Origin of the sequence: Dechloromonas denitrificans (assembly GCF_001551835.1) — a bacterium.
GTDB classification, from domain to species: domain Bacteria; phylum Pseudomonadota; class Gammaproteobacteria; order Burkholderiales; family Rhodocyclaceae; genus Azonexus; species Azonexus denitrificans.
In genome coordinates this window covers 383,793-404,519 of sequence record NZ_LODL01000035.1, presented here as the reverse complement: position 1 = coordinate 404,519, position 20,727 = coordinate 383,793, and the positions used below count along the sequence as shown (strand labels likewise).

At 60.5% G+C, this 20,727-nt stretch carries 22 protein-coding genes and 1 riboswitch; of the genes, 17 read left to right on the top strand and 5 right to left on the bottom strand.

Annotated features, from left to right (window positions below; all coding sequences use genetic code 11):
• The first annotated feature begins 14 nt into the window (after positions 1–14).
• Positions 15–109, top strand: a riboswitch (glycine riboswitch).
• Between the two features lie 157 nt (positions 110–266).
• Positions 267–935: a trimeric intracellular cation channel family protein gene (locus AT959_RS16710; RefSeq protein WP_066885510.1), complete on the top strand. Its 669-nt coding sequence runs from the start codon at positions 267–269 to the stop codon at positions 933–935.
• 227 nt (positions 936–1,162) lie between these two features.
• Here the strand turns inward: AT959_RS16710 and AT959_RS16705 are convergent, their stop codons facing one another.
• Positions 1,163–2,122 carry a LysR family transcriptional regulator gene (locus AT959_RS16705; RefSeq protein ID WP_066885507.1) on the bottom strand — a complete coding sequence of 320 codons (960 nt, stop codon included), beginning with the start codon at positions 2,120–2,122 and terminating at the stop codon, positions 1,163–1,165.
• 186 nt (positions 2,123–2,308) lie between these two features.
• On the opposite strand from AT959_RS16705, the gene AT959_RS16700 reads away from it, so the two are divergent.
• The 12 genes from AT959_RS16700 (at position 2,309) to AT959_RS16645 (ending at position 13,861) form a co-directional block, all read left to right on the top strand.
• Positions 2,309–4,282 carry an alkyl/aryl-sulfatase gene (locus tag AT959_RS16700; protein ID WP_066885504.1) on the top strand — a complete coding sequence of 658 codons (1,974 nt, stop codon included), beginning with the start codon at positions 2,309–2,311 and terminating at the stop codon, positions 4,280–4,282.
• A gap of 14 nt (positions 4,283–4,296) precedes the next feature.
• Entirely contained in the window at positions 4,297–4,842 is a 546-nt protein-coding gene (locus tag AT959_RS16695; RefSeq protein ID WP_157651347.1) for a hypothetical protein, read from the top strand.
• Between the two features lie 272 nt (positions 4,843–5,114).
• Entirely contained in the window at positions 5,115–5,315 is a 201-nt protein-coding gene (locus AT959_RS16690) for a hypothetical protein (RefSeq protein WP_066885497.1), read from the top strand.
• 57 nt (positions 5,316–5,372) lie between these two features.
• A complete protein-coding gene (locus AT959_RS16685; RefSeq protein ID WP_066885494.1) occupies positions 5,373–5,636 on the top strand; it encodes a hypothetical protein in 264 nt (87 codons plus the stop codon).
• A 33-nt stretch (positions 5,637–5,669) separates the two neighbouring features.
• Positions 5,670–6,494, top strand: a complete 825-nt coding sequence (locus AT959_RS16680) for an undecaprenyl-diphosphate phosphatase (protein WP_066885491.1) — start codon at positions 5,670–5,672, stop codon at positions 6,492–6,494.
• Complete coding sequence (locus tag AT959_RS16675) at positions 6,479–7,072, top strand: YqiA/YcfP family alpha/beta fold hydrolase (RefSeq protein WP_066885487.1); 594 nt, start codon at positions 6,479–6,481, stop codon at positions 7,070–7,072. The genes AT959_RS16680 and AT959_RS16675 overlap by 16 nt, the downstream gene beginning before the upstream one ends.
• Before the next feature lie 7 nt (positions 7,073–7,079).
• Positions 7,080–8,981, top strand: coding sequence for a ribonuclease catalytic domain-containing protein (locus AT959_RS16670; RefSeq protein WP_066885484.1), 1,902 nt, complete (start codon positions 7,080–7,082; stop codon positions 8,979–8,981).
• A complete protein-coding gene (locus AT959_RS16665; protein ID WP_157651346.1) occupies positions 8,978–9,856 on the top strand; it encodes an energy transducer TonB in 879 nt (292 codons plus the stop codon). The genes AT959_RS16670 and AT959_RS16665 overlap by 4 nt, the downstream gene beginning before the upstream one ends.
• Entirely contained in the window at positions 9,853–10,677 is an 825-nt protein-coding gene (gene aroE, locus AT959_RS16660) for a shikimate dehydrogenase (protein WP_066885481.1), read from the top strand. The genes AT959_RS16665 and aroE overlap by 4 nt, the downstream gene beginning before the upstream one ends.
• Positions 10,674–11,369: a monofunctional biosynthetic peptidoglycan transglycosylase gene (gene mtgA, locus AT959_RS16655; RefSeq protein ID WP_066885478.1), complete on the top strand. Its 696-nt coding sequence runs from the start codon at positions 10,674–10,676 to the stop codon at positions 11,367–11,369. The genes aroE and mtgA overlap by 4 nt, the downstream gene beginning before the upstream one ends.
• A 92-nt stretch (positions 11,370–11,461) precedes the next feature.
• On the top strand, positions 11,462–12,904 hold the full coding sequence (mgtE, locus tag AT959_RS16650) for a magnesium transporter (protein WP_066885476.1): 1,443 nt from the start codon (positions 11,462–11,464) through the stop codon (positions 12,902–12,904).
• Positions 12,905–13,081: 177 nt separating this feature from the next.
• Entirely contained in the window at positions 13,082–13,861 is a 780-nt protein-coding gene (locus AT959_RS16645; RefSeq protein ID WP_157651345.1) for a PEP-CTERM sorting domain-containing protein, read from the top strand.
• 47 nt (positions 13,862–13,908) lie between these two features.
• Here AT959_RS16645 and sugE read toward each other — a convergent pair whose 3' ends face one another.
• From sugE to thiD, 4 genes are read right to left on the bottom strand one after another with little or no spacing between them, the layout of a single operon-like run.
• Positions 13,909–14,241: a quaternary ammonium compound efflux SMR transporter SugE gene (gene sugE, locus AT959_RS16640; protein WP_066885470.1), complete on the bottom strand. Its 333-nt coding sequence runs from the start codon at positions 14,239–14,241 to the stop codon at positions 13,909–13,911.
• Positions 14,238–15,521 carry a glutamate-1-semialdehyde 2,1-aminomutase gene (hemL, locus tag AT959_RS16635; protein ID WP_066885467.1) on the bottom strand — a complete coding sequence of 428 codons (1,284 nt, stop codon included), beginning with the start codon at positions 15,519–15,521 and terminating at the stop codon, positions 14,238–14,240. Before hemL ends, sugE begins: the two co-directional genes overlap by 4 nt.
• Positions 15,518–16,150 (bottom strand): thiamine phosphate synthase, encoded by a 633-nt coding sequence (gene thiE / locus AT959_RS16630; protein WP_066885464.1) that lies wholly within the window; start codon positions 16,148–16,150, stop codon positions 15,518–15,520. Before thiE ends, hemL begins: the two co-directional genes overlap by 4 nt.
• Positions 16,140–17,015 carry a bifunctional hydroxymethylpyrimidine kinase/phosphomethylpyrimidine kinase gene (gene thiD / locus AT959_RS16625; protein ID WP_066885461.1) on the bottom strand — a complete coding sequence of 292 codons (876 nt, stop codon included), beginning with the start codon at positions 17,013–17,015 and terminating at the stop codon, positions 16,140–16,142. The genes thiE and thiD overlap by 11 nt, the downstream gene beginning before the upstream one ends.
• A 226-nt stretch (positions 17,016–17,241) precedes the next feature.
• On the opposite strand from thiD, the gene AT959_RS16620 reads away from it, so the two are divergent.
• The 4 genes from AT959_RS16620 to AT959_RS16605 are packed head-to-tail and all read left to right on the top strand — an operon-like array spanning position 17,242 to position 20,717.
• On the top strand, positions 17,242–17,616 hold the full coding sequence (locus AT959_RS16620) for a response regulator (RefSeq protein WP_066885458.1): 375 nt from the start codon (positions 17,242–17,244) through the stop codon (positions 17,614–17,616).
• Between the two features lie 14 nt (positions 17,617–17,630).
• Positions 17,631–17,996 carry a response regulator transcription factor gene (locus tag AT959_RS16615; protein ID WP_066885455.1) on the top strand — a complete coding sequence of 122 codons (366 nt, stop codon included), beginning with the start codon at positions 17,631–17,633 and terminating at the stop codon, positions 17,994–17,996.
• 5 nt (positions 17,997–18,001) lie between these two features.
• Complete coding sequence (locus AT959_RS16610) at positions 18,002–18,514, top strand: chemotaxis protein CheW (protein WP_066885452.1); 513 nt, start codon at positions 18,002–18,004, stop codon at positions 18,512–18,514.
• Between the two features lie 40 nt (positions 18,515–18,554).
• Entirely contained in the window at positions 18,555–20,717 is a 2,163-nt protein-coding gene (locus AT959_RS16605; protein ID WP_066885449.1) for a methyl-accepting chemotaxis protein, read from the top strand.
• Positions 20,718–20,727: the final 10 nt, after the last annotated feature.

The window sequence follows — 20,727 nt, the reverse complement described above, 5'->3', positions numbered from 1 at the left end:
CATCACGATAATCGGCCGCTTCTGCGGGAGAGAGAGTTCTGGCTTGCCAGGCTCCGCCGAAGGCGCAAGCTCCCATAATCGCTCAGGCATGATGAACCGTAGAAATTGATTCGCCGGCTGGAGAGAAGTTGCGGGTAGTTGATGCCCGGCAACTCACCGAAGGGGCAGGCTCTTAGCGAGCCGAAACTCTCAGGTAAAAAGGACAGGGGGAGAGGCGTCACGGAAGCACTCAATTCGAGGCTTTCGATATTTGACGGAGTCTCCCGATGTTAGAAAGTCTCGCCCACGTTTTTCAGCCCCTCGCCAGCAAGCAATTCGACCTGTTGCTGATTGTCTATCTAGTCGCCATCACCACCGAAGCCATGTCCGGCGCCCTGGCCGCTGGGCGACGCAATATGGATATCTTCGGCGTCGCCGTCATTGCCTTTGTCACCGCTCTCGGCGGCGGAACCATCCGGGATGTCGTGCTTGGCAACTTCCCGATCGGCTGGACGCAACATCCCGAATACGTCTACCTGGTCATTCTGGCCGGCTTGGCGACGACCTTGCTCGCCCGCTTCATGCACCACATGAAAAGTGCCTTCCTGATGCTGGATGCGATGGGCCTGGTCGCCTTCTCGCTGATCGGCAGCAATATCGCCCTGCAACTCGATTACCCGGTGGTTGTGGTCATCATGGCCGGCATGCTGACCGGCATATGCGGCGGAATTCTGCGCGATGTGCTGTGCAATCAAGTTCCCGTGGTGTTCTGTCGGGAGCTTTACGCCAGCGTCTCCCTTTTTGTCTGTGCCCTCTTTATCGGACTGAGGTCATTCGGAATCGATGCCGACCTCAATACGCTGCTCTGTTTTATCCTCGGCTTCGGCTTTCGCATGCTGGCGCTTCGTTTCAGTTGGAAGCTTCCGACCTTTTCCTATCAGCAGCGATGGGACTAGTGGGAACGGGTATTTGCCAGTTCCATTCGCAAATGCCGTTTGGGGGCGGCGGCCATTCGTCACGGTCAGAAAAGACTCCCGTTCGGCCATGCGGCTTTGGGCCAGTACTTTCGTCAGCGGTGTAAGACTGCAACCGGCCTTAGTGACTAAAAACAGTTGAGTAGTACAAACGGCTGGAAACTTACCAGATACCGGCCACATGACGCTGTAGCAGGCAGGCCTTTACCTCAACGAAATACATACGAATCCAGTAGGTTTTTTTCTACGTTTAGTGTTTCTGTTTCCACTGCACGTACGCAGGCCATGTACTCCTTTGTAACTGAAGAGAGGCTGCGATCTCGCTTGCTAATGAATCCGTAGTTCGTGCGTTGCCAAGGAAGGTGCAGATCAAGGATGACCAGTTCACCGCACCTCAGTTCATTTGCTGCAATACTTGGCGGCGTCAGCATGATTGCATCTGATGCCAAGGCTATCCCGGGGCCGAGCATCAGCGAGTCAATCGTGATGGCAGGGAAAAACTGGCCGCTGTCGCTACCCAAGTGCCCCGCTTTCGGGAATGCACCTAACAGCTCGGCAAAACGGTGCGGCATAGCGCAGGAAATCATTGGATAGCGAAGCACGTCCTCCAGCAGTAGGTTTTGCTTGCCAGCCAGAGGATGCCCAGCTCGGCTTGTCCATATGCCCGTATGAGGTGGCAGAGGGACAATTTCCAAGCGTGGATCGTCTAGCCAATCCATCACGTCGGCGATGCCTAGGTCGACCGAGCCTTCAAGTACCTTGGCGACGGTGGCCAGTGGGCTGAGTTGCTCCAGCCGGATTTGCACATTTGGACAGGATGTCATTAGCCTTGTTAGTGCAGGACCAGCTGAAATCACATGGGGATAAGGTCCAGCTGCGACAATCAGTTGGCCGATCTCCAGCCCCTGCATTAGGCTGATTTCTCTTCGAAGCTCGCTGCTCCACTCGACGATTTCGCTGCCCCGTTCAATCATCAGGCGACCGTATTCGGTTGGCACAACGCCTTCCCGGGTGCGATCGAAAAGCATCACACCCAGCTTCGTTTCAAGACGTCCAATAATGCGCGAAAGGGCCGGCTGAGAAATGCTCAATGAATCTGCTGCACGGGCGAAATTCCGATGCTTGGCCAATGCCAGAACGTGAGGCAGCAGATTAAGGTCGATACTCATTACGAAACAGTATCACTTGAATGTCATTTCGTCATTGGACGTAATGGTCAGGGTTTGTTCAAATACATGACAACTGCAGGGCTATTAATGGGGGGGCTCACACCAGCTTGTGCAGCAACGAGTCGAAAGCCGGCAACTATGGTGTCCGAGGTTTTCAAGACTTCGCTTAAATAATGGAGACGTAGAATGAAGTTAATTTTGTCGCTATCCGCAGCTCTGGTCATGGGCATTGCAATGCCCGTGTCGGCACAACCGGCCAAGCTGGTGGAAGGCAAACCGGCAACGGCGGCCACCAAGGCTGCCAACGCCGCCGTACTGAAAGACCTGCCCTTCAACGACAAGGCCGATTTTGAAGATGCCCACCGGGGTTTCATCGCCGCTCCTGCCACCTTGACCATCAAGGACGCGAAGGGCAACGTGGTGTGGGACCTGGAGTCCTACAAGAAGTACATCAGCGAGGATAAGGCGGCGCCGGACAGCATCAACCCCAGCCTCTACCGCAACGCGCAGTTGAACATGATCTACGGCTTGTTCAAGGTAACCGATCGCATCTTCCAGATTCGTGGCTACGATCTGTCGAACATCACCTTCATTCAGGGCGACACGGGCTGGATCGTCTTCGACCCGCTGATCTCGGCCGAAACTGCCAGGGCGGCCCTCGATTTTGCCAACGAAAAACTGGGCAAGCGTCCGGTCGTGGCGGTTGTGTACAGCCATTCGCATGTGGACCATTACGGTGGCGTGCGCGGCCTGGCCAATGACGAAGACTTCAAGAGCGGCAAGGTCCGCGTCTATGCCCCTGAACACTTCACGGAACATGCCGTCAGCGAAAACGTGATCGCCGGCAACGTGATGAGCCGCCGCGCCATCTACATGTATGGCGCACTGCTGCAGCGCAACGAGTTTGGCGGTGTCAACGGTGGTCTGGGCCAGACCACCTCGACCGGCACCGGCACGCTGGTGATTCCGGATGTCGAGGTCAAGAAAACCGGTGAAGAGCATGTTATCGATGGCGTGAAGATGGTCTTCCAGATGACGCCTGGCACCGAAGCGCCGGCCGAGATGAACACCTTCTTCCCGCAGTTCAAGGCGATGTGGATGGCCGAGAACTCGACCAACACGATGCACAACCTCCTGACGCTGCGCGGCGCCCAGGTGCGTGACGCGCTCAAGTGGTCGGCCTACCTTAACGAAACCATTTCGCTTTACGGCACCGATACAGTGGTCAAATTCCAGAGCCACCACTGGCCGCAATGGGGTACGGAGAAAATCACCGAATACTTCAAGAAACAGCGTGACTTGTACAAGTACGTCCACGACCAGTCGGTCAATCTGATGAACAAGGGCTATACCGGCGAAGAAATCTCCGAGATGGTCAAGCTGCCGCCCGAACTTGATCAATTCTGGCCCAATCGCGGTTACTACGGCACAGTGCGGCATAACTCGCGGGCGGTCTATCAGCGCTACATGGGCTGGTATAACGGCAACCCGTCGAACCTGAACAACCTGCCGCCGGAAGCGGCTGCCAAGAAGTATGTCGAGTACATGGGCGGCGAGGCGGCCGTCATGAAGCGCGCCAAGGTTGATTTCGACAAGGGCGAATACCGCTGGACAGCCGAAGCACTCAAGCATGTCGTCTTCGCCAACCCGCAGAGCAAGGCAGGCAAGGAATTGCTGGCTGACTCGCTGGAACAGCTTGGCTACCAGGCTGAAAGCGGCCCGTGGCGCGGTGTGTATCTGATGGGTGCCTACGAACTGCGTAACGGTGTGCCGGCAGCCGGTGGTATCAACACGGCAACCCCGGACACCATCAAGGCCATGCCGCCGGAAATGCTGTTCGACTACCTGGCGGTTCGCCTGAATGGTCCGAAAGCAGCCGGCAAGAAGATTTTCCTCAACATCGAGCTGCCGGACCTGAAGAAGCAATACGGGCTGGCCGTCGAAAATGCCGTGCTCAACTACGGCAAGCCGCTCGCCAAGGTTGATGCCAAGCTCACCCTGACCAAGGCCACGCTCGATTCGATTCAGCTCAAGGAGATCACGCTGGAACAGGCGATTGCCAAGGGCGACCTGAAGATCGAGGGCAAGCGTGAAGCCTTCAGCGAGTTCATGGGCCTGCTCGACACCTTCCCGTTCTGGTTCAACATCGTCACGCCATGAGGCAGAGCGCCATCTTGAGTGCGCTGGTGATGGCCCTGGCAACGGGGTCCATTACCCAGTCAGCGTCGGCCTGCGGCCTGGAGGGCGGTCTTGGCGACGCCTTTTCAGCGGCGCATGAGGGCTCGTTGGATGTCGCCTTCGCCACCCGCGATGCCATAGCGAGTGGCTGGCTTATTCCCGATCCTGTACTGGAAACGGAAGCCGCCCACGACCGTGCCGATGAGCGCTTGCAGATGTTCGCCGCCGGGCTGCCGTTTGCCCGGCACGGTGCCAGGCCATTTGCCGTGCTCCTCGTGGAGTCCGGTGTCTGGACCCGCGTCAGCCCTAAGGCCGGGCGCTGGTCTTTGGCTACACACATCGAGAAACCCGGCAGCAGCGAAACCGCAGTGCTCACCTCCGAACCGGCGTTACGCAAGATGGTCGATGGGCAACTGTCGGCCGACCAGGCCTTGTCGAACGGGGTGTTGACGGTGCGCGGCGACCCTGCGGAGCGGGATCGTCTAATCTCCACGCTACGGCAGGTTTATCCGGATCGAAGTGCAATAACGGCACAGCGCTGAGATCGACTACCTGTGTAGAGAGGCCTTGGTTGCTGAGCATCAAGGAGTTGGTGGGCACCTGGAGCTTATTTTCCTATTTATGAAGTAATAGTGAAGGACCGCAAGGCTGCTAGTCGACTTGATGTATGACCGGATCAAGATCAGAAACCTGTCCTAAGCCTTGGAAATGTCATCCGGCGGCATTGGGTACGAAGCGGAAGACCAAGGCTTTCGGTTTTCCTGCGCCCAATCCATTAGAATCCGCTACCGCTCGATCTCCACTGGAAAGCTTCATGTCATCATCGAAAGACCCTTCTTTATCCCCGGCCGATGCTGCCTCCGACGAGGCTGCCGAGGCGCAAAAGCTGCATGAACTGTTGATGCAGTTTTCCCGGGAAGAAGATGCCAAGGTGGCCGAACGCGAGGCGGCCATTGCCAAAAACCGGGCCCGTGCCCTGCAATTGCTGGCCGTTCTCGAAAAATCGCAGGCTTGATCTTGCGTCCTGCGGCGGCAAGCCGGCATCAATTGGTCGGCCTGGGGCTGGTCGTGGATGGCTGAAAGCTGCGCAACTTCGCTCGCCTGCCGCCCCGGTTGCGGCGCCTGCTGCATCGCGCCGTCGATTTCCTCGCTGAACAAGCCGGCCGGTGTGCCCTGCCGGCATCTTGATACCGACCTGCGTTGCCGCATCTTCGGCCAGCCGGAGCGTCCGGCCTGCTGCGGCGGCCTGCAGCCGTCGTTGGAAATGTGCGGTCTATCCCGTGGGCATGCGCTTAAATGGCTCGGCGAACTCGAAACTTTGACTCATCCGGGATAGTAGAATGCGGCCTCCCAACCTAGGCTGCACCACATGGACCCCATTCTTCTTCTCAAGGCCCTGATCCTCGGCATCGTCGAAGGGCTGACCGAGTTTCTGCCGATCTCGTCAACCGGGCATTTGATTCTGGCTGGCGATCTCCTAAATTTCAACGACGATCGCGGCAAATTGTTTGAAATTGTCATCCAGTTCGGCGCCATCCTGGCCGTCGTCTGGGAGTACCGTGAGCGCCTGCTCAAGGTGGCGCGTGGCGCGACCTCCGACCCGGCGGCGCAGAAATTTCTGCTCAACCTGTTCGTCGCTTTCCTGCCGCTGGCCATCCTCGGACTGGCTTTCGGCAAGGCGATCAAGGCCAATCTGTTCAACCCGATCGCGGTGGCGACCACCTTCATTGTTGGCGCCCTGGTCATCCTGTGGGCCGAGCGGCGCGAGCACAAGATCCGCATCCAGACGGTCGAGGAAATGAGCCTGGCCGACGCGCTGAAGCTCGGCATCGCCCAGGCCTTCGCGCTGATTCCCGGGACTTCGCGTTCCGGTGCGACGATTATCGGCGGCCTGCTTTTCGGCCTGTCGCGCAAGGCGGCGACCGAGTTTTCCTTCTTCCTGGCGATTCCGACGCTCGGCGTGGCGACCTTCTATCAGCTGTACAAGGAGCGCGCCCTGCTCAATGCCGACGATATCGGCATGTGGGTGGTCGGTTTCATCTCGGCCTTCATTTCGGCCTTCCTGTGCGTGCGCTGGCTGTTGCGCTTCATCTCCAGCCACGATTTCGTACCCTTCGCCTGGTATCGCATTGCCTTCGGCCTTGTCGTGCTGGCCACCGCGCAATTCGGCTGGGTGCAATGGACGGCAAACTAGGCCAGCCGCAGATCGTCTATCTGCACGGCTTCTGTTCCTCGCCGGCATCGTGGAAATCGCGCTTGCTGGCCGAGGAAATGGCCCGGCGCGGCTTGGCCAGGCAGTTCGTTTGCCCGCAACTGTCGCCGGTGCCGGAGGCGGCGATGGCCGAGGTCGGCCGCTTGATCGAGCAGGCGCCGGGGCCGGTAACGCTGGTCGGCTCGTCGCTTGGCGGGCATTACGCCAATCATCTGGCGGAAAAGCATGGCTTGCAGGCGGTGCTGATCAATCCTGCTGCGGTCGACCGCCTGGATTTGGCAAAATTTGTCGGCGATCACGTCAATTTCCATACTGGCGAACAGTTTTTCTTCAGTGAAGCCCACGCCGCCCAATTGCGGGCGCAGGTCGCCCGGCCGACGCCGGCGCGTTACTGGCTGTTGCTCGAAACCGGCGACGAGGTACTCGATTACCGGCAGGCGCAGGACTTTTACGCCGCTTGTCGGCAAACGGTGCTGAACGGCGGCGATCACAGCTTCACCCGCTTCCCGGAGTTCATCCCGCAAATCCTTGAATTCGCGGAAATTCGCGCCGGGTTATAATCCGCCGATGAACGTATTGTTTGAAGAAGATGGCGGCTTCAAGGCCGGCAATGTGATGGCCGACAACGACAGCTCGTTGCAGGTCGAGTTGCCGACCGGCAAGCGCAGCAAGATCAAGGCGGCAACCGTGTTGCTGCGTTTTGAAAAACCGTCGGCGGCGGCCTTGCTGGATCAGGCGACGCCGCTGGCCGAAGAGATCGAACCGGATTTCCTGTGGGAGTGCGTGAACGATGGCGAATTTTCGTTTCTGGATTTTGCCCGTGATTACTACGGACACGAGCCTGCGCCGGTCGAAGCGACGGCGGTGCTGCTCGCCCTCCATGCCGCGCCCGTCTATTTCCACCGCAAAGGCAAGGGCCGCTTCCGCAAGGCGCCGCCCGACATTCTCGCAGCTGCTCTGGCCAGCCTTGAAAAAAAGCGTCAGCAAGCTGTCGCGATTGAAGGCTGGATCAATGCGCTGAAGGAATTCAGCCTGCCGCCGGAAATCGGCGCCCTGACCGACGCGCTGCTCTACGCGCCGGATCGCAACAAGCCGGAAACCAAGGCCTTCGAGACAGCCTGTGCCGAAACCGGGCTGACGGCAGCACAAATGCTGTTCAAGTGCGGCGCCATCAAGTCGGCCTACTACCTGCACTACAAGCGCTTCCTGCACGAACAGTTCCCGAAGGGCGTCGCCTTTCCGGCCCTCGAGGCGCCGAAGCTGCCGAGTGACCTGCCGCGTGCCGATGTCCGCGCTTTCTCGATCGACGACGCCAACACGACCGAAATCGACGATGCGCTGTCGGTCGTCAAGCTGCCCGGCATCGGTTCGCGCATTGGTATCCACATCGCCGCGCCGGGGCTGGCCATCGAACATGGTTCGCCGCTCGATGGCGTCGCCCGTGCCAGGCTGTCCACGGTCTATATGCCGGGCAACAAGATCACCATGCTGCCCGATGCCGTGGTCCAGAACTACACGCTGGCCGGCGGCGTCGATTGCCCGGCGGTGTCCTTGTACCTGACGGTCAATGAGTCGCTGGAAATTCTCAGCCACGAGTCGCGGCTGGAAATGGTCCATATCGCCGCCAACCTGCGTCACCACGAGATCGAACCCTGGTTCAACGCCGAGACCATCGGCGGCGCTTTGCCCGACCAGCCGTTCAAGGACGAACTGGTGCACCTCTGGCACTTCGCCAATGCCTGCGAAGGCCGCCGCGGCAAGCCGTCGGCGATGCAGGGCATCAACGACTACAACTTCGAGATTGTCGGCGATCTGGCCGAGCCGGACGCGTGTACCGTCGGCATTTCCGAGCGCAAGCGCGGCAGTCCGCTCGACAAACTGGTCGCCGAACTGATGATCGTTGCCAATTCGACCTGGGGCGGCCTGCTCGCCGAAAAGAACATCGCTTGCCTGTACCGCGCCCAGACCCAGGGCAAGGTGAGGATGACGACCTCGCCGCTGCCGCACGAAGGCCTCGGCGTACCGCAATACGCCTGGATGACCTCGCCGCTGCGCCGCTATTGCGACATGGTCAATCAATGGCAGCTGATCGCCTGCCTGAAAGGCGAAACGCCGGCCTTTGCCCAGAAATCGGCTGAATTGTTCGCTGCGATGCGCGATTTCGAGATGACTTACGCCGCCTACGCCGATTTCCAGCGGCTGATGGAGCGTTACTGGTGCTTGCGCTGGCTGCAGCAACATGAGGTCACGGAAATCGACGCCACCGTCCGCCGCGAGCAACTGGTCAAGCTCGATCATCTGCCGCTGATGCTGCGTGTGCCTTCGTTGCCGGCGGATCTGCTGCCCGGGACGCGCGTTCATTTGCAGGTCGAAACGCTCGATCTGCTGGCCCCGGAATTGACCTGCCGTTTCCTCAACCTGCTCGGCGACAGCAATGCGGCCGAAGCGGCGGAGGAGGAAGAGCAGTGAGTGCGCTGGCGCTTCGCTGGCAGCCCCGGCTGCCGGATAACCGCCGACTCTGGATTGCGATCGGCTCATCGCTGCTGTTCCACGCCCTGCTGCTGACGCTGCATTTCAAATTCCCCGATGCCAGCAATGCGATGCGCGAAAAGGCGCTCGACATAATTCTGGTCAATGCCAAGTCGGCGCGAAAGCCGCATGATGCGCAGGCGCTGGCCCAGTCGAACCTGGATGGCGGCGGCAACACCGATGAAAACCGTCGGGCCAAAACCCCTTTGCCGCCGACGCTGCAGCAAACGACCGGCAACGACCTGCAGCAGATGCGCCGCCGGGTGCAGGAGCTGGAAGTCGCCCAGCAGAAGATGCTGACCCAGGCGCGCAGCCTGCGTAATGTGGCGTCCAGTCAGACGGCGAACGAACAGCCGAATCCGGCGCCGAGCATCAGCGGTCTCGACCTGGCCGAATCGGCGCGGGCGATGGCGCGTCTGGAGGGGGAAATCAGCAAAACCACCGACGAATACACCAAGCGGCCGCGCAAGAAGTTTGTCGGGGCGCGCGCCGAGGAATACCGCTTTGCCCAGTACATCGAGGACTGGCGCCAGAAAATCGAGCGCATCGGGACGCTGAACTATCCCGATGCGGCGCGCGGCAAGCTGTACGGTTCGCTGGTGCTGACGGTGGCGATCAATGCCGATGGCTCGATCGGACGGATCGATATCAATCGTTCCTCGGGGCACAAGTTGCTCGACGATTCGGCGCGCCGCATTGTCCAGATGGCCGGCCCCTATTCGCCGTTCCCGCCCGATATCCGGCGCGATACCGACGTTCTCGAAATAACCCGCACCTGGTATTTCACCCAGGGCGATCAGCTTTCCGCCAAATGACCGATCTCTACGCCGTTTTTGGCAACCCGATTGCCCACTCCAAGTCGCCGCTCATCCATGCCGCCTTCGCCGCCACCACCGCCCAGGCCATGCGCTACGAAGCCCGTCTTGCTGCGGTCGACGGCTTCAAACAGGCGATTTCCGATTTTGTTGCTGCCGGCGGTAAAGGGGCGAATGTCACCGTGCCGTTCAAGGAAGAGGCCTTTTGTCTGAGCACGCGGCTCAGCGAGCGCGCCGCCCGGGCCGGTGCGGTCAATACGCTGGCTTTCGAGGGTGACGAGATCTTCGGCGACAACACCGACGGCGCCGGCTTGGTTCGCGACATTACCGTCAACCTCGGCTGCGCCCTGGCCGGCAAGCGCATCCTGTTGCTCGGCGCCGGCGGCGCCTCCCGTGGGGTGATTGCGCCCTTGCTGACCGGCCAGTCGGCCGCCTTGTTCATCGCCAACCGCACGGCGGAAAAGGCGCAGCTCTTGGCCGAAGCCTTTGCCGACATGGCGCCGGTCGACGCCGGAAATTTCGCTAAAACTGCTGGCAATTGTTTCGATGTGGTGATCAACGCGACCTCCGCCAGCCTGTCCGGCGAGGCCTTGCCCTTGCCGCCGGGCATCTTCGCGCCCGGGGCGCTGGCTTACGACATGATGTACGGCAAGGGCGAAACGCCGTTCCTGCAGTTGGCCCGCGAGCAGGGCGCGGCACGTTGTGCCGATGGCCTGGGCATGCTGGTCGAGCAGGCGGCAGAAGCCTTCTTCCTCTGGCGCGGCGTGCGGCCGATAACCGGCGCACTGCTGGCTGAATTGCGCACCGGCCTGGCCGGATGAAAACGCTGGGCCGCTGGCTCAAGTGGGCCGTCCTCGGCCTGTTCGGTGTGTTCCTGCTCTGGCAGCTCTGGTTGTTTTGCTGGGTGTTGCTCTGGGGCTGGTTCAATCCGGGAACGACGCGTTTCATGGAGATCCGGCTCGGCGAATTGCGCCAGAAGAATCCGGAGGCTCAGCTCAAGCAGCAATGGGTGCCTTACGAGCGGATTTCCATTCATCTGAAGCGCGCCATCATTGCCGCCGAAGACGCCAAGTTCGTCGATCATGAAGGCTTCGATTGGGAAGGCATGCAGAAAGCGCTGGAAAAGAACCGGAAAAAAGGCCGCTTCGTGGCCGGCGGTTCGACCATCAGCCAGCAATTGGCGAAAAATCTCTTCCTGACGCCGAGCAAATCCTATTTCCGCAAAGTTGAAGAAGCGATCATTACCGTGATGCTCGAAAACCTGTGGAGCAAACGGCGCATCTTCGAGGTTTATCTGAACGTAATCGAGTGGGGCAATGGCGTATTTGGCGCCGAAGCCGCGGCCCGTCATTACTACAACGCCAGCGCCGCCCAACTCGGGCCGGAACAGGCGGCGCGTTTGGCCGGCATGGTGCCGAATCCGCGCTTTTACGACCGCAATCGTGGAGCGCCCGGCCTCGGGCGAAAAACGTCGATCATTCTTGGCCGGATGGCGAGCGCGGAAGTGCCATGATCGGCTGCAGTTAAGGGTTTTCCGCAGCGATTTTGTCAAAGCCCGGACATTCGCCCGGTGCTAAAATAGCGGACCTTTTGCGGCGCTGCACCATGAGCGAAGAAACCCAGCTAACCGATACCGAAGACTTGCAGGAGCGCCTCGCCGAGGTGCAGACCCTGCTCGCCCGGCACAAGCTGGTCGAGGAGCTGGTGCACCGGCAGGAAGGGCCGCGTCACGACCTGGTCGAAGACATGGTGCACAAGCAGCATCTCAACGAGCTGCAGGCCCGGCTGGAGCCGATGCACCCGGCCGACATCGCCTATATCCTGGAAGCACTGCCGCTCGACGAGCGTCTGATCGCCTGGGATCTGGTCAAGGCCGAGCGCGAAGGCGAAATCCTGCTCGAAGTCTCGGATGCCGTCCGCGAAACGCTGATCGACTCGATGGAGCGGACCGAGCTGGTCGCTGCCGCCGAGACGCTCGATGCCGACGAACTGGCCGACCTGGCGCCGGACTTGCCGCAAGGTGTTATCGACGACGTTTTCCGCGGTTTGTCGGTCGAAGAGCGCGAACAGTTACGCGCCGCGATGTCCTATCCGGAAGATTCGGTCGGCTCGATCATGGATTTCGACATGGTCACCGTTCGCGAAGACATCTCACTCGAAGTCGTCTTGCGTTATCTGCGCCGGTTCGACGAACTTCCCGACCATACTGACCAGCTTTTTGTCGTTGACCGCAATGAACGCCTGAAGGGCGTGCTGCCGTTGAACATTCTGCTGGTCAACGAAGTGGATGTCGAAGTCGGTATCCTGATGCAGACCGATTTCGTCGAACTGGAGCCGGACGATCTGGCCGACGAAGCGGCCAAGGCCTTCGAGCGCTATGATCTCGTTTCGGCACCGGTGGTCGATCCGGAGGGCCGACTGGTCGGGCGGGTGACGGTTAATGCGGTGGTCGACTTCATTCGCGAAGAGGCCGAAAGCGAACAACTGGCCCAGGCCGGTCTGCGAGAAGAGGAAGATATCTTCGCTTCAGTCTGGGACTCGGTGAAGAACCGCTGGTCCTGGCTGGCGATCAATCTGGTCACCGCCTTCGTCGCCTCGCGGGTGATCGGCGCCTTCGAGGATTCGATCGAGAAGCTGGTCGCGCTGGCCGCGCTGATGCCGATCGTCGCTGGCATCGGTGGCAATTCCGGCAACCAGACGATCACCATGATCGTCCGTGCCATCGCCATGGGGCAGGTCCAGCCCGACGCCATGCGCCGCTTGTTGCGCAAGGAACTGGGCGTGGCGACGATCAACGGCCTGATCTGGGGCGGCCTGCTCGGCCTTGCCGCCTGGTGGCTCTACGGCAGCTTCAAGCTGGGCATCGTGATGACCTCGGCGATGACCCTCAACCTGCTGCTGGCCGCCTCGGCCGGGGTCGGCATCCCGCTGCTCCGCCAGAAATTCGGTGCCGACCCGGCGATCGGCGGCTCGGTAATGATTACCGCGCTGACCGATTCCGGTGGGTTCTTCATCTTTTTAGGGCTGGCGACGCTCTTCCTGATGTAACTGCAGTTTTCCGGCCGCAGATGGCAATGCAGGGGCAGCGGCCAAGCGGACTGTCGGAAAAATTTACACTACCCAATTTCAGGTATCTTTACTTTTTTTAACGTATTGTTTGTTTAGGTAAATTTTTACTGGCATCGAATTTGCTCTTCATCAGAACCGTTCATCAAGGGGGTTCAAATGAAACAAAAAATGTTGATTGCCGCGCTCGGGGTCTTGTTCTCGCTGGGGGCAAATGCGGCACCGGTTATTTATAACAACGACATCGTCAGTGGCCAGGCTTCCTTCGATGCCACGATTGCCGGCGTTGGCGGTACGGTGACGACACTGTCGCTGTCCGGCCTGTCGAGCGGCAGTAGCTGGTCGCTGCCCGGTTTGACGATTTCGTCGACTAACGGGGCATTTCGCTCGATCGACAGCGATTACAACAGCTACCGTGCTGCTGGTCGCAGCTATGCGCTGGGTGGCCAGGCCATCGGGATCAATCCGACCAGCCCCGCCGCTGGTTCAGGTTTGACCTTCACCTTCGCCAATCCGGTGAATGCCTTTGGCTTGCAAATCGGCGATTGGGCAACCTGCTGCACCAGTGTGACACATGCCGATACCGGCGCGCCGAATGGCTCCAATCTTTTCATTTCCTTTGACGGTGGTGCCACCCGTCTGGTGGCCAATGCCACCAGTGCGCTGACCAACCCGGGCAACAAGGATTACAACGGCGATGGCGTTATTGACTACGTCTATACCAATTTCGTTGCCGCGATTGACGACACCAGCACGTTTAACAGCGTGACCTTCTACGGTGATGGCTTTGGCGAATATCTGGTGGCCGGCGGCACGCTGCGCTATGCCACCGTTGCGCAGGGTTCCGTGACCAGCGCCGTGCCGGAGCCTGGTACGCTGGCGCTGGCTGGTCTGGCCCTGGCCGGTCTGGCCGTTTCCCGCCGCCGTAAATCTGCCTGAGTTAGTTAGCTTGGCCGGTTAAAAAGGCGACTTTCGAGTCGCCTTTTTTATTCTTTGCCCAGCAATTTCAGGCCGACGATACCGGCAACAATCAGTCCGATGCTGATCAGGCGTGCCACTTCGCGCGACTCACCAAAGAGCAGCATGCCGAGAATGGCTGTGCCGACGGCGCCGATGCCGGTCCATACCGCGTAGGCGGTGCCGAGCGGCAGCACTTTCAGCGACCAGCCAAGCAGCAGCACACTGGCGACCATGGCCAGCAGCGTTGCCGCCGAAGGCCACAGCCGGCTGAAGCCTTCGGTATATTTCAGGCCGACCGCCCAGCCAATCTCGCAGAGACCGGCGATGAAGAGGATCAGCCAGGCTGAGGCGGCACTCATTTCTGACTGGCGAACCAGGCGTCCGCCGCCGCAATGGTGGCGGCGATGTCGGCCTCGCTGTGGGCGGCCGAGACGAAGCCGGCTTCGAAGGCCGAGGGGGCGAAGTAGTGGCCGGCGTCGAGCATGGCGTGGAAGAAGCGGTTGAAGGCTTCCTTGTCGCAAGCCAGTACCTCGTCGTAGGTACCCGGGCATTTTTCAGCGAAATAGAGGCCGAACATGCCGCCGACGTTCTGGGCGGCGAAGGCGGCGCCGTGTTTTTGTGCGGCGGCGACCAGGCCATCGCACAGCGCCTTGGTCTTGGCGGTCAACGCTTCGTAGAAGCCTTTTTCCTGAATCAGTTTTAGGGTGGCGAGGCCGGCGGCGGTGGCGATCGGGTTGCCGGACAGCGTGCCGGCCTGATAGACCGGGCCGAGCGGGGCGATCTGTTCCATGATCTCGCGCTTGCCGCCGAAGGCGCCGAGCGGCATGCCGCCGCCGACCACCTTGCCGAAAGTCGACAGGTCAGGGGTGATGCCGTAGAGGCCCTGGGCGCTCTTCAGGCCGACCCGGAAGCCGGTCATCACTTCGTCAAAAATCAGGACGGCGCCATGCTTGGCGGTCAATTCGCGCATCGCTTTGAGGAATTCCGGCGTCGGCGCGATCAGGTTCATGTTGCCGACCACCGGTTCGACGATGACGGCGGCGATCTTGTCGCCATGCTCGGCAAAGGCGTCAGCCAGTTGCTGCGGATCGTTGTAGGCGAGGACCATGGTGTGCTGCGCCAGGTCGGCCGGCACGCCGCCCGACGACGGATTGCCGAAGGTCAGCGCGCCCGAGCCGGCTTTTACCAGCAGGCTGTCGGAATGGCCGTGGTAGCAGCCTTCGAACTTGATCAGTACGTCGCGCCCGGTGTAGCCGCGGGCCAGGCGGATGGCGCTCATCGTCGCCTCGGTGCCGGAGGAAACGAGGCGGACCATCTCCATCGACGGCACCAGTGCGCAGAGCAGGTCGGCGATCTCGACTTCCTTCTCGGTCGGCGCACCGAAGGAGAGGCCGTCAACGACGGCAGCCTGGACGGCAGCGATAACGTCGGGGTGGGCGTGGCCGAGGATCATCGGGCCCCAGGAGCCGACGTAATCGGTGTACCACTTGCCGTCGGCATCCTGCACCTTGGCGCCGACGCCTTTCTGGAAAAAGAGTGGCGTGCCGCCAACCGAGCGGAAGGCGCGGACCGGCGAATTGACGCCGCCGGGAATGTGGCGCTGGGCGCGTTCGAACAGTTGCTGGTTGCGTGAGGTCATGACTGGGCTTCCTCGAAGAGATGTTGGTAGGCGGCGGCACGGACGGCGATGTCCGGCGCGTTGAACAAGTCGGTGATGACTGCCAGCAGGTCGGCGCCGGCGGCGACCAGCGGTGCGGCATTGGCGAGTGTGATGCCGCCAATGCCGCAGCTACTGGCGTTCAGGGTGGTTTTTGCCTGTTTGAACAGGTTGACCGCAGCAAGCGGGGCGTGCGGCTTGGTGGGCGACGGATAGACGGCACCAAAGGCGACGTAATCGGCGCCGGCCGCCGCCGCTTGCCGGGCGCGCGTGAAATCGGCATAGCAGGAGGCGCCGAGCAGCCGGCTCGGGCCGAGAATGGCGCGGGCGGCGACCAGGTTGCCATCTTCCTGGCCCAGATGCACGCCGTCGGCATCGATCAGCATGGCCAGCGCAAGGTCGTCATTGATCAGCAGGCGGGCGCCGAAGTGTCCGGTCAGCTGGCGCAGGGCGCGGGCGCGGGCGACGCGCTCGGGCATCTCGCTCAGTTTGTCGCGGTGTTGCAGCAGGCGGCAACCACCGGTCAATGCCGCTTCGACCTGGGCAAGCAGTTGCTGGCCGTCAGCGCATTCCGGCGTGATGGCGTAGAGGCCGCGCAGCTTATTTGCCATCCGTATCCTTGCTGCTCTGTTCTTCCGGCGCTTCTGCCTCGTCCTCGCCGCGCGCCCAGAAGAAACGATCCGGAATCAGTTGGCCCATGCCGGCGTGAAAGCCGTTTTTCAGGGTCTGCCAAGTGTAGTCCTGAGCGTCGCGCACGGCGTCTTCGACACTGGCACCGCCGGCAATGCAGCCGGCAATCGCCGAAGCCAGCGTGCAACCGGAGCCGTGATAACTGCCCGGCAGGCGTTCCCAGCTGTCGCGGCGGATGACGCCTTCCGGGCCGTACAGCGTATTGACGACTTGCGGCGTGCTTTCGTGGGTGCCGGTAATCAGCACGTACTGGGCACCCATCTCGATCAGGCGCTGGGCGCAGACGTCGATGCTCGGCTCGTTTTCATCATCGTCGCTCTCGGCCAGGCGCCGCGCTTCCGGTGCGTTGGGGGTGAGCAGCGTCGTTTGCGGCAGTAGCAATTCACGCATCGCCGAAATGATTTCCTCGCCCGAGAACTCGTCGCCCCGGCCGGAGGCCAGCACTGGGTCGAAAATCAGCGGGATTTCCGGGTAGTCGGAAAGAATCTCGGCCACGGTTACCACGTTTTCGACGCTGCCCAGCACGCCAATCTTGAAGGCGGCGACCGGCATGTCTTCGAGGACGGTGCGCGCCTGCTGTTCAAGAAATTCAGCGGCGACCGGCTGTACGCTTTGCACACCGACGGTGTCCTGCACGGTCAGGGCAGTCAGCGCGGTCAGCGGATGGCAGCCCAGGCTGGCCAGGGTCAGAATGTCGGCCTGAACGCCGGCGCCGCAGGAGGGGTCGCTGGCGGCAAAAACAAGAACCAGCGGTGGGCTGGGGGGCGTCGTCGGGGTTTGGGTCATGAAAGCTCGCGCCCTTGGCAGGTGCGAAGGGGATTGGGTAAGATGGCCGCGATTTTATCCGAATCCGGTGGTTGCCGACGTCGCCATCTGAAGGCTGTAACACTGTTTTCAGAATGATGTCGAATTACTACATCCGTAGTATGATGCAGCGATATCGAAAGCGCCCTGCAAGGGGCCAGGGGACAAGGAATTGGCTGATTTATCCAGACTGCGTGGCGTCAGGGTTATGGTCATTGACGACAGCAACACGATACGGCGTAGTGCCGAGATTTTTCTCGTCCAGGCCGGGTGTCAGGTTGTGCTCGCCGAGGACGGATTCGATGCGCTTGCCAAAATCGCCGATCACCAGCCCAACGTGATCTTCTGCGACATCATGATGCCACGACTCGACGGCTATCAAACCTGTTCGCTGATCAAGAAAAATCCCCGTTTCAAAGCCACGCCGGTGATCATGCTCTCTTCGAAGGATGGCCTGTTCGACCGCGCCCGTGGCCGCATGGTCGGTTCCGATCAGTACCTGACTAAGCCCTTCACCAAAGACAGCCTGCTGCAAACGGTCGCTACCTTTGCGTTGCCGGCGGAAACAGAAACCAATACGTAGTTCAGGGAGCAAAAATGCCCGTCAAGAATATCCTCGTCGTCGACGATTCCCCCACCGAGCGCTTCTTCACCGTTGATTTGCTGACCAAGGCCGGCTATCAGGTGATTACCGCCGAAAACGGTGAAGAGGGGATTGCCAAGGCCAAGGCCAGCAAGCCCGACCTGATCCTGATGGATGTCGTGATGCCCGGCCTGAACGGCTATCAGGCAACGCGGACGCTGACCCGCGACGAGGAAACCAAGAATATCCCGGTGATCGTCTGTACCTCGAAGGGGCAGGAGACCGACAAGATCTGGGGTTTGCGCCAAGGGGCGGTCGATTATCTGGTCAAGCCGCTCAACCCTGAGGAACTTCTGCAACGAGTTGCCGCGCTGCCCTGAGCTAAATGGCTAAGAAAACCAGTCTCCGCGATTTTCAGGCCTATCTGGCAGACCGTCTGACCACCGCGGCGCAAGGCAAAGGTGGCGCATCTTGGCTGGGCATTCAGGCTGGCGACGAAGCCTGGCTGGTTGATCTCTCCGATAGCGGCGAGATCGTTCAGGCGCCGACGGTGGCCGGTGTGCCGCTGACCCGGCCATGGTTCGCCGGGATTGCCAATATTCGTGGCAATTTGTTTGCGGTGACCGATTTTTCGGTTTTCCGTGGTGGCGTGCCGACGCCGCACAATGCAAACGCCCGCCTGCTGCTGGTCGGCGTCAAGCATGGCTCGAACGCAGCGTTACTGGTTTCGCGGATGCTTGGGTTGAAGAACCCGGAAGATTTCACGGCTGAAACGCCCGACCCGGCGGCCCCCGAGTGGGCGGCAATGCGCTACGCCGATCATCAGGGCAAGATCTGGCACAAACTCTCGGTTCGCGATCTGCTGGCCGATCAAGATTTCATGAATATCGGGGTTTGATTCCGGGGCACTGTACCCCACCCCAGAGCGGAGGAATTCCATGGCTTTCAGTTTCAAACTGCCCAAGTTGGGTGCCGGTGCAAAAGACGAGGCATCCGACCAGATGACCGTGTCGACTGCTATGTCGACCGAGGGGGCGGGGGCGGCGATGAAATCCCTGTTGCCGGAGTTTCTGGCCAAGCAGCCGGTCATCCAGCAGATGAAGGTGCTGGGCGGTATTTTTGTTTTCTTGCTGCTGTTGATCGCCGGCCTGGTTTTCCACGATAACCGCGAGTCGACCCACGGTACCGCCTATATCGCGGCTTCCGGTGAAATGCGCATGCTGTCGCAGCGCCTGGCCAAAGCCTCTTCGCTGGCGCTGCAGGGGAATCCGGTCGCATTTAGCCAATTGAAGGAGTCGCGCGATACCTTTGCGCAATTGCTCGAGCGCCTTTCGGTTGGCGGTGAAATCAGCGGCGTCAATGTGCCGTCTTCGCCCGATGATGTCCGGCCGCAATTGACGGCCTTGACCGAGCGCTGGATGGCCACCGAAAAGGATGCGGCGACTGTGATCGGCCAGGAGAAGAGCCTGGTCGAACTCGGCAAGAGCGTCGCGACGATCGACAACAAGAATGCCGTGATGCTCGAACTGACCGAGCAGGTTGCTGCGCTGAAGCTGCAGGCCGGTAGCGCGGCCCGGGAAATCGCATCGGCCAACCAGTTGGTGATGTTGACCCAGCGGATTGCCAAGAACGCTTCCGCCCTGCTGGTCGGTGACGAAATCAATCCGGAGGTGGCTTTCCTGCTCGGCAAGGACACCAACGCTTTCCGTGACATTCTGGGCGGCCTGACCAAGGGCAGCGACACGCTGCGCCTTTCGGGCAATAATGACGCCGAAACCCGTGAAAAACTGAATGAACTCGATGCCGCCTTCCGGCAGTATCAGGCAGCAATTGGCAGCATTCTCGGCAACATGCAGCCGCTGGTCCTATCCAAACAGGCCGGTTCGCGGATTTTCCGCGAAAGCGAGGAGTTGCTGAAGGCAACCGACGACCTGGCCGCCGGTTATCAGGAAACCCTCAGCGAGCGTGGCCTGTACATCATTTTGCTGATCGTGCTGACCATCCTGGCGCTGGCGACGCTGGCCATGCTGGCCAAGATCTATCTTGACGATACCGGTCGCCGCGCCCTCGACGCCGAACATCAGCGTCAGGCTTCCGAACAGACCAACCGCGAAAACCAGGACGCTATTTTGCGCCTGATGAACGAACTCGGTGACCTCGCCGACGGCGACCTGACGGTCACGGCGACGGTGAGCGAAAACATCACCGGCGCCATCGCCGACTCGATCAATTACACGATTGAAGAACTGCGCGTGCTGGTCGGCCGGATCAACGACGCGGCCAACCGGGTGACGGCGGCGACCGAAATCGCCCGCCTGACCTCGGCTGAACTGCTCGATGCGGCTGGACGTCAGTCGGCCGAAATTCAGGAAGTCGGTCAGTCGGCGCTGGAAATGGCCCGTTCGATGAGCCAGGTTTCCGGCAATGCCACGCAGTCGGCCCAGGTTGCCCGGCAGTCGCTGATGGCCGCCGAAAAGGGGACGCAGGCCGTGCATGACTCGATCAAGGGCATGAACGAAATTCGCAACCAGATTCAGGAAACCTCGAAGCGCATCAAGCGCCTCGGCGAAAGCTCGCAGGAGATCGGTGAAATCGTCGAACTAATTTCCGACATTACCGAACAGACCAACGTGCTGGCCTTGAACGCGGCGATTCAGGCCGCTTCGGCCGGTGATGCCGGGCGCGGCTTTACCGTGGTTGCTGAAGAAGTGCAGCGTCTAGCCGAACGTTCGGCCGAGGCGACGAAGCAGATTGCGGCGATTGTGAAGACCATTCAGACCGATACCCAGGATGCTGTTTCGGCCATGGAACAGTCGACGCAGGGGGTGGTTGAAGGGGCCAAGCTGTCCGATGCGGCGGGTCAGGCATTGACTGAAATCGGTCAGGTGTCGCGCGATCTGGCCGAGCTGATTCAGGATATTTCGACCTCGACGCAAACCCAGGCCAACTCGGCGACGCAGGTTGCGACGCTGATGCAGGACATTCTGCGGGTGACCGAGCAGACCACGGCCGGGACGCAGCGTACGGCCGAGGCGGTAGACGAACTGACCGCGCTGGCTTCCGAACTGAAGGGTTCGGTCGCCGGCTTCAAGGTGGACTGACCGACTTCGA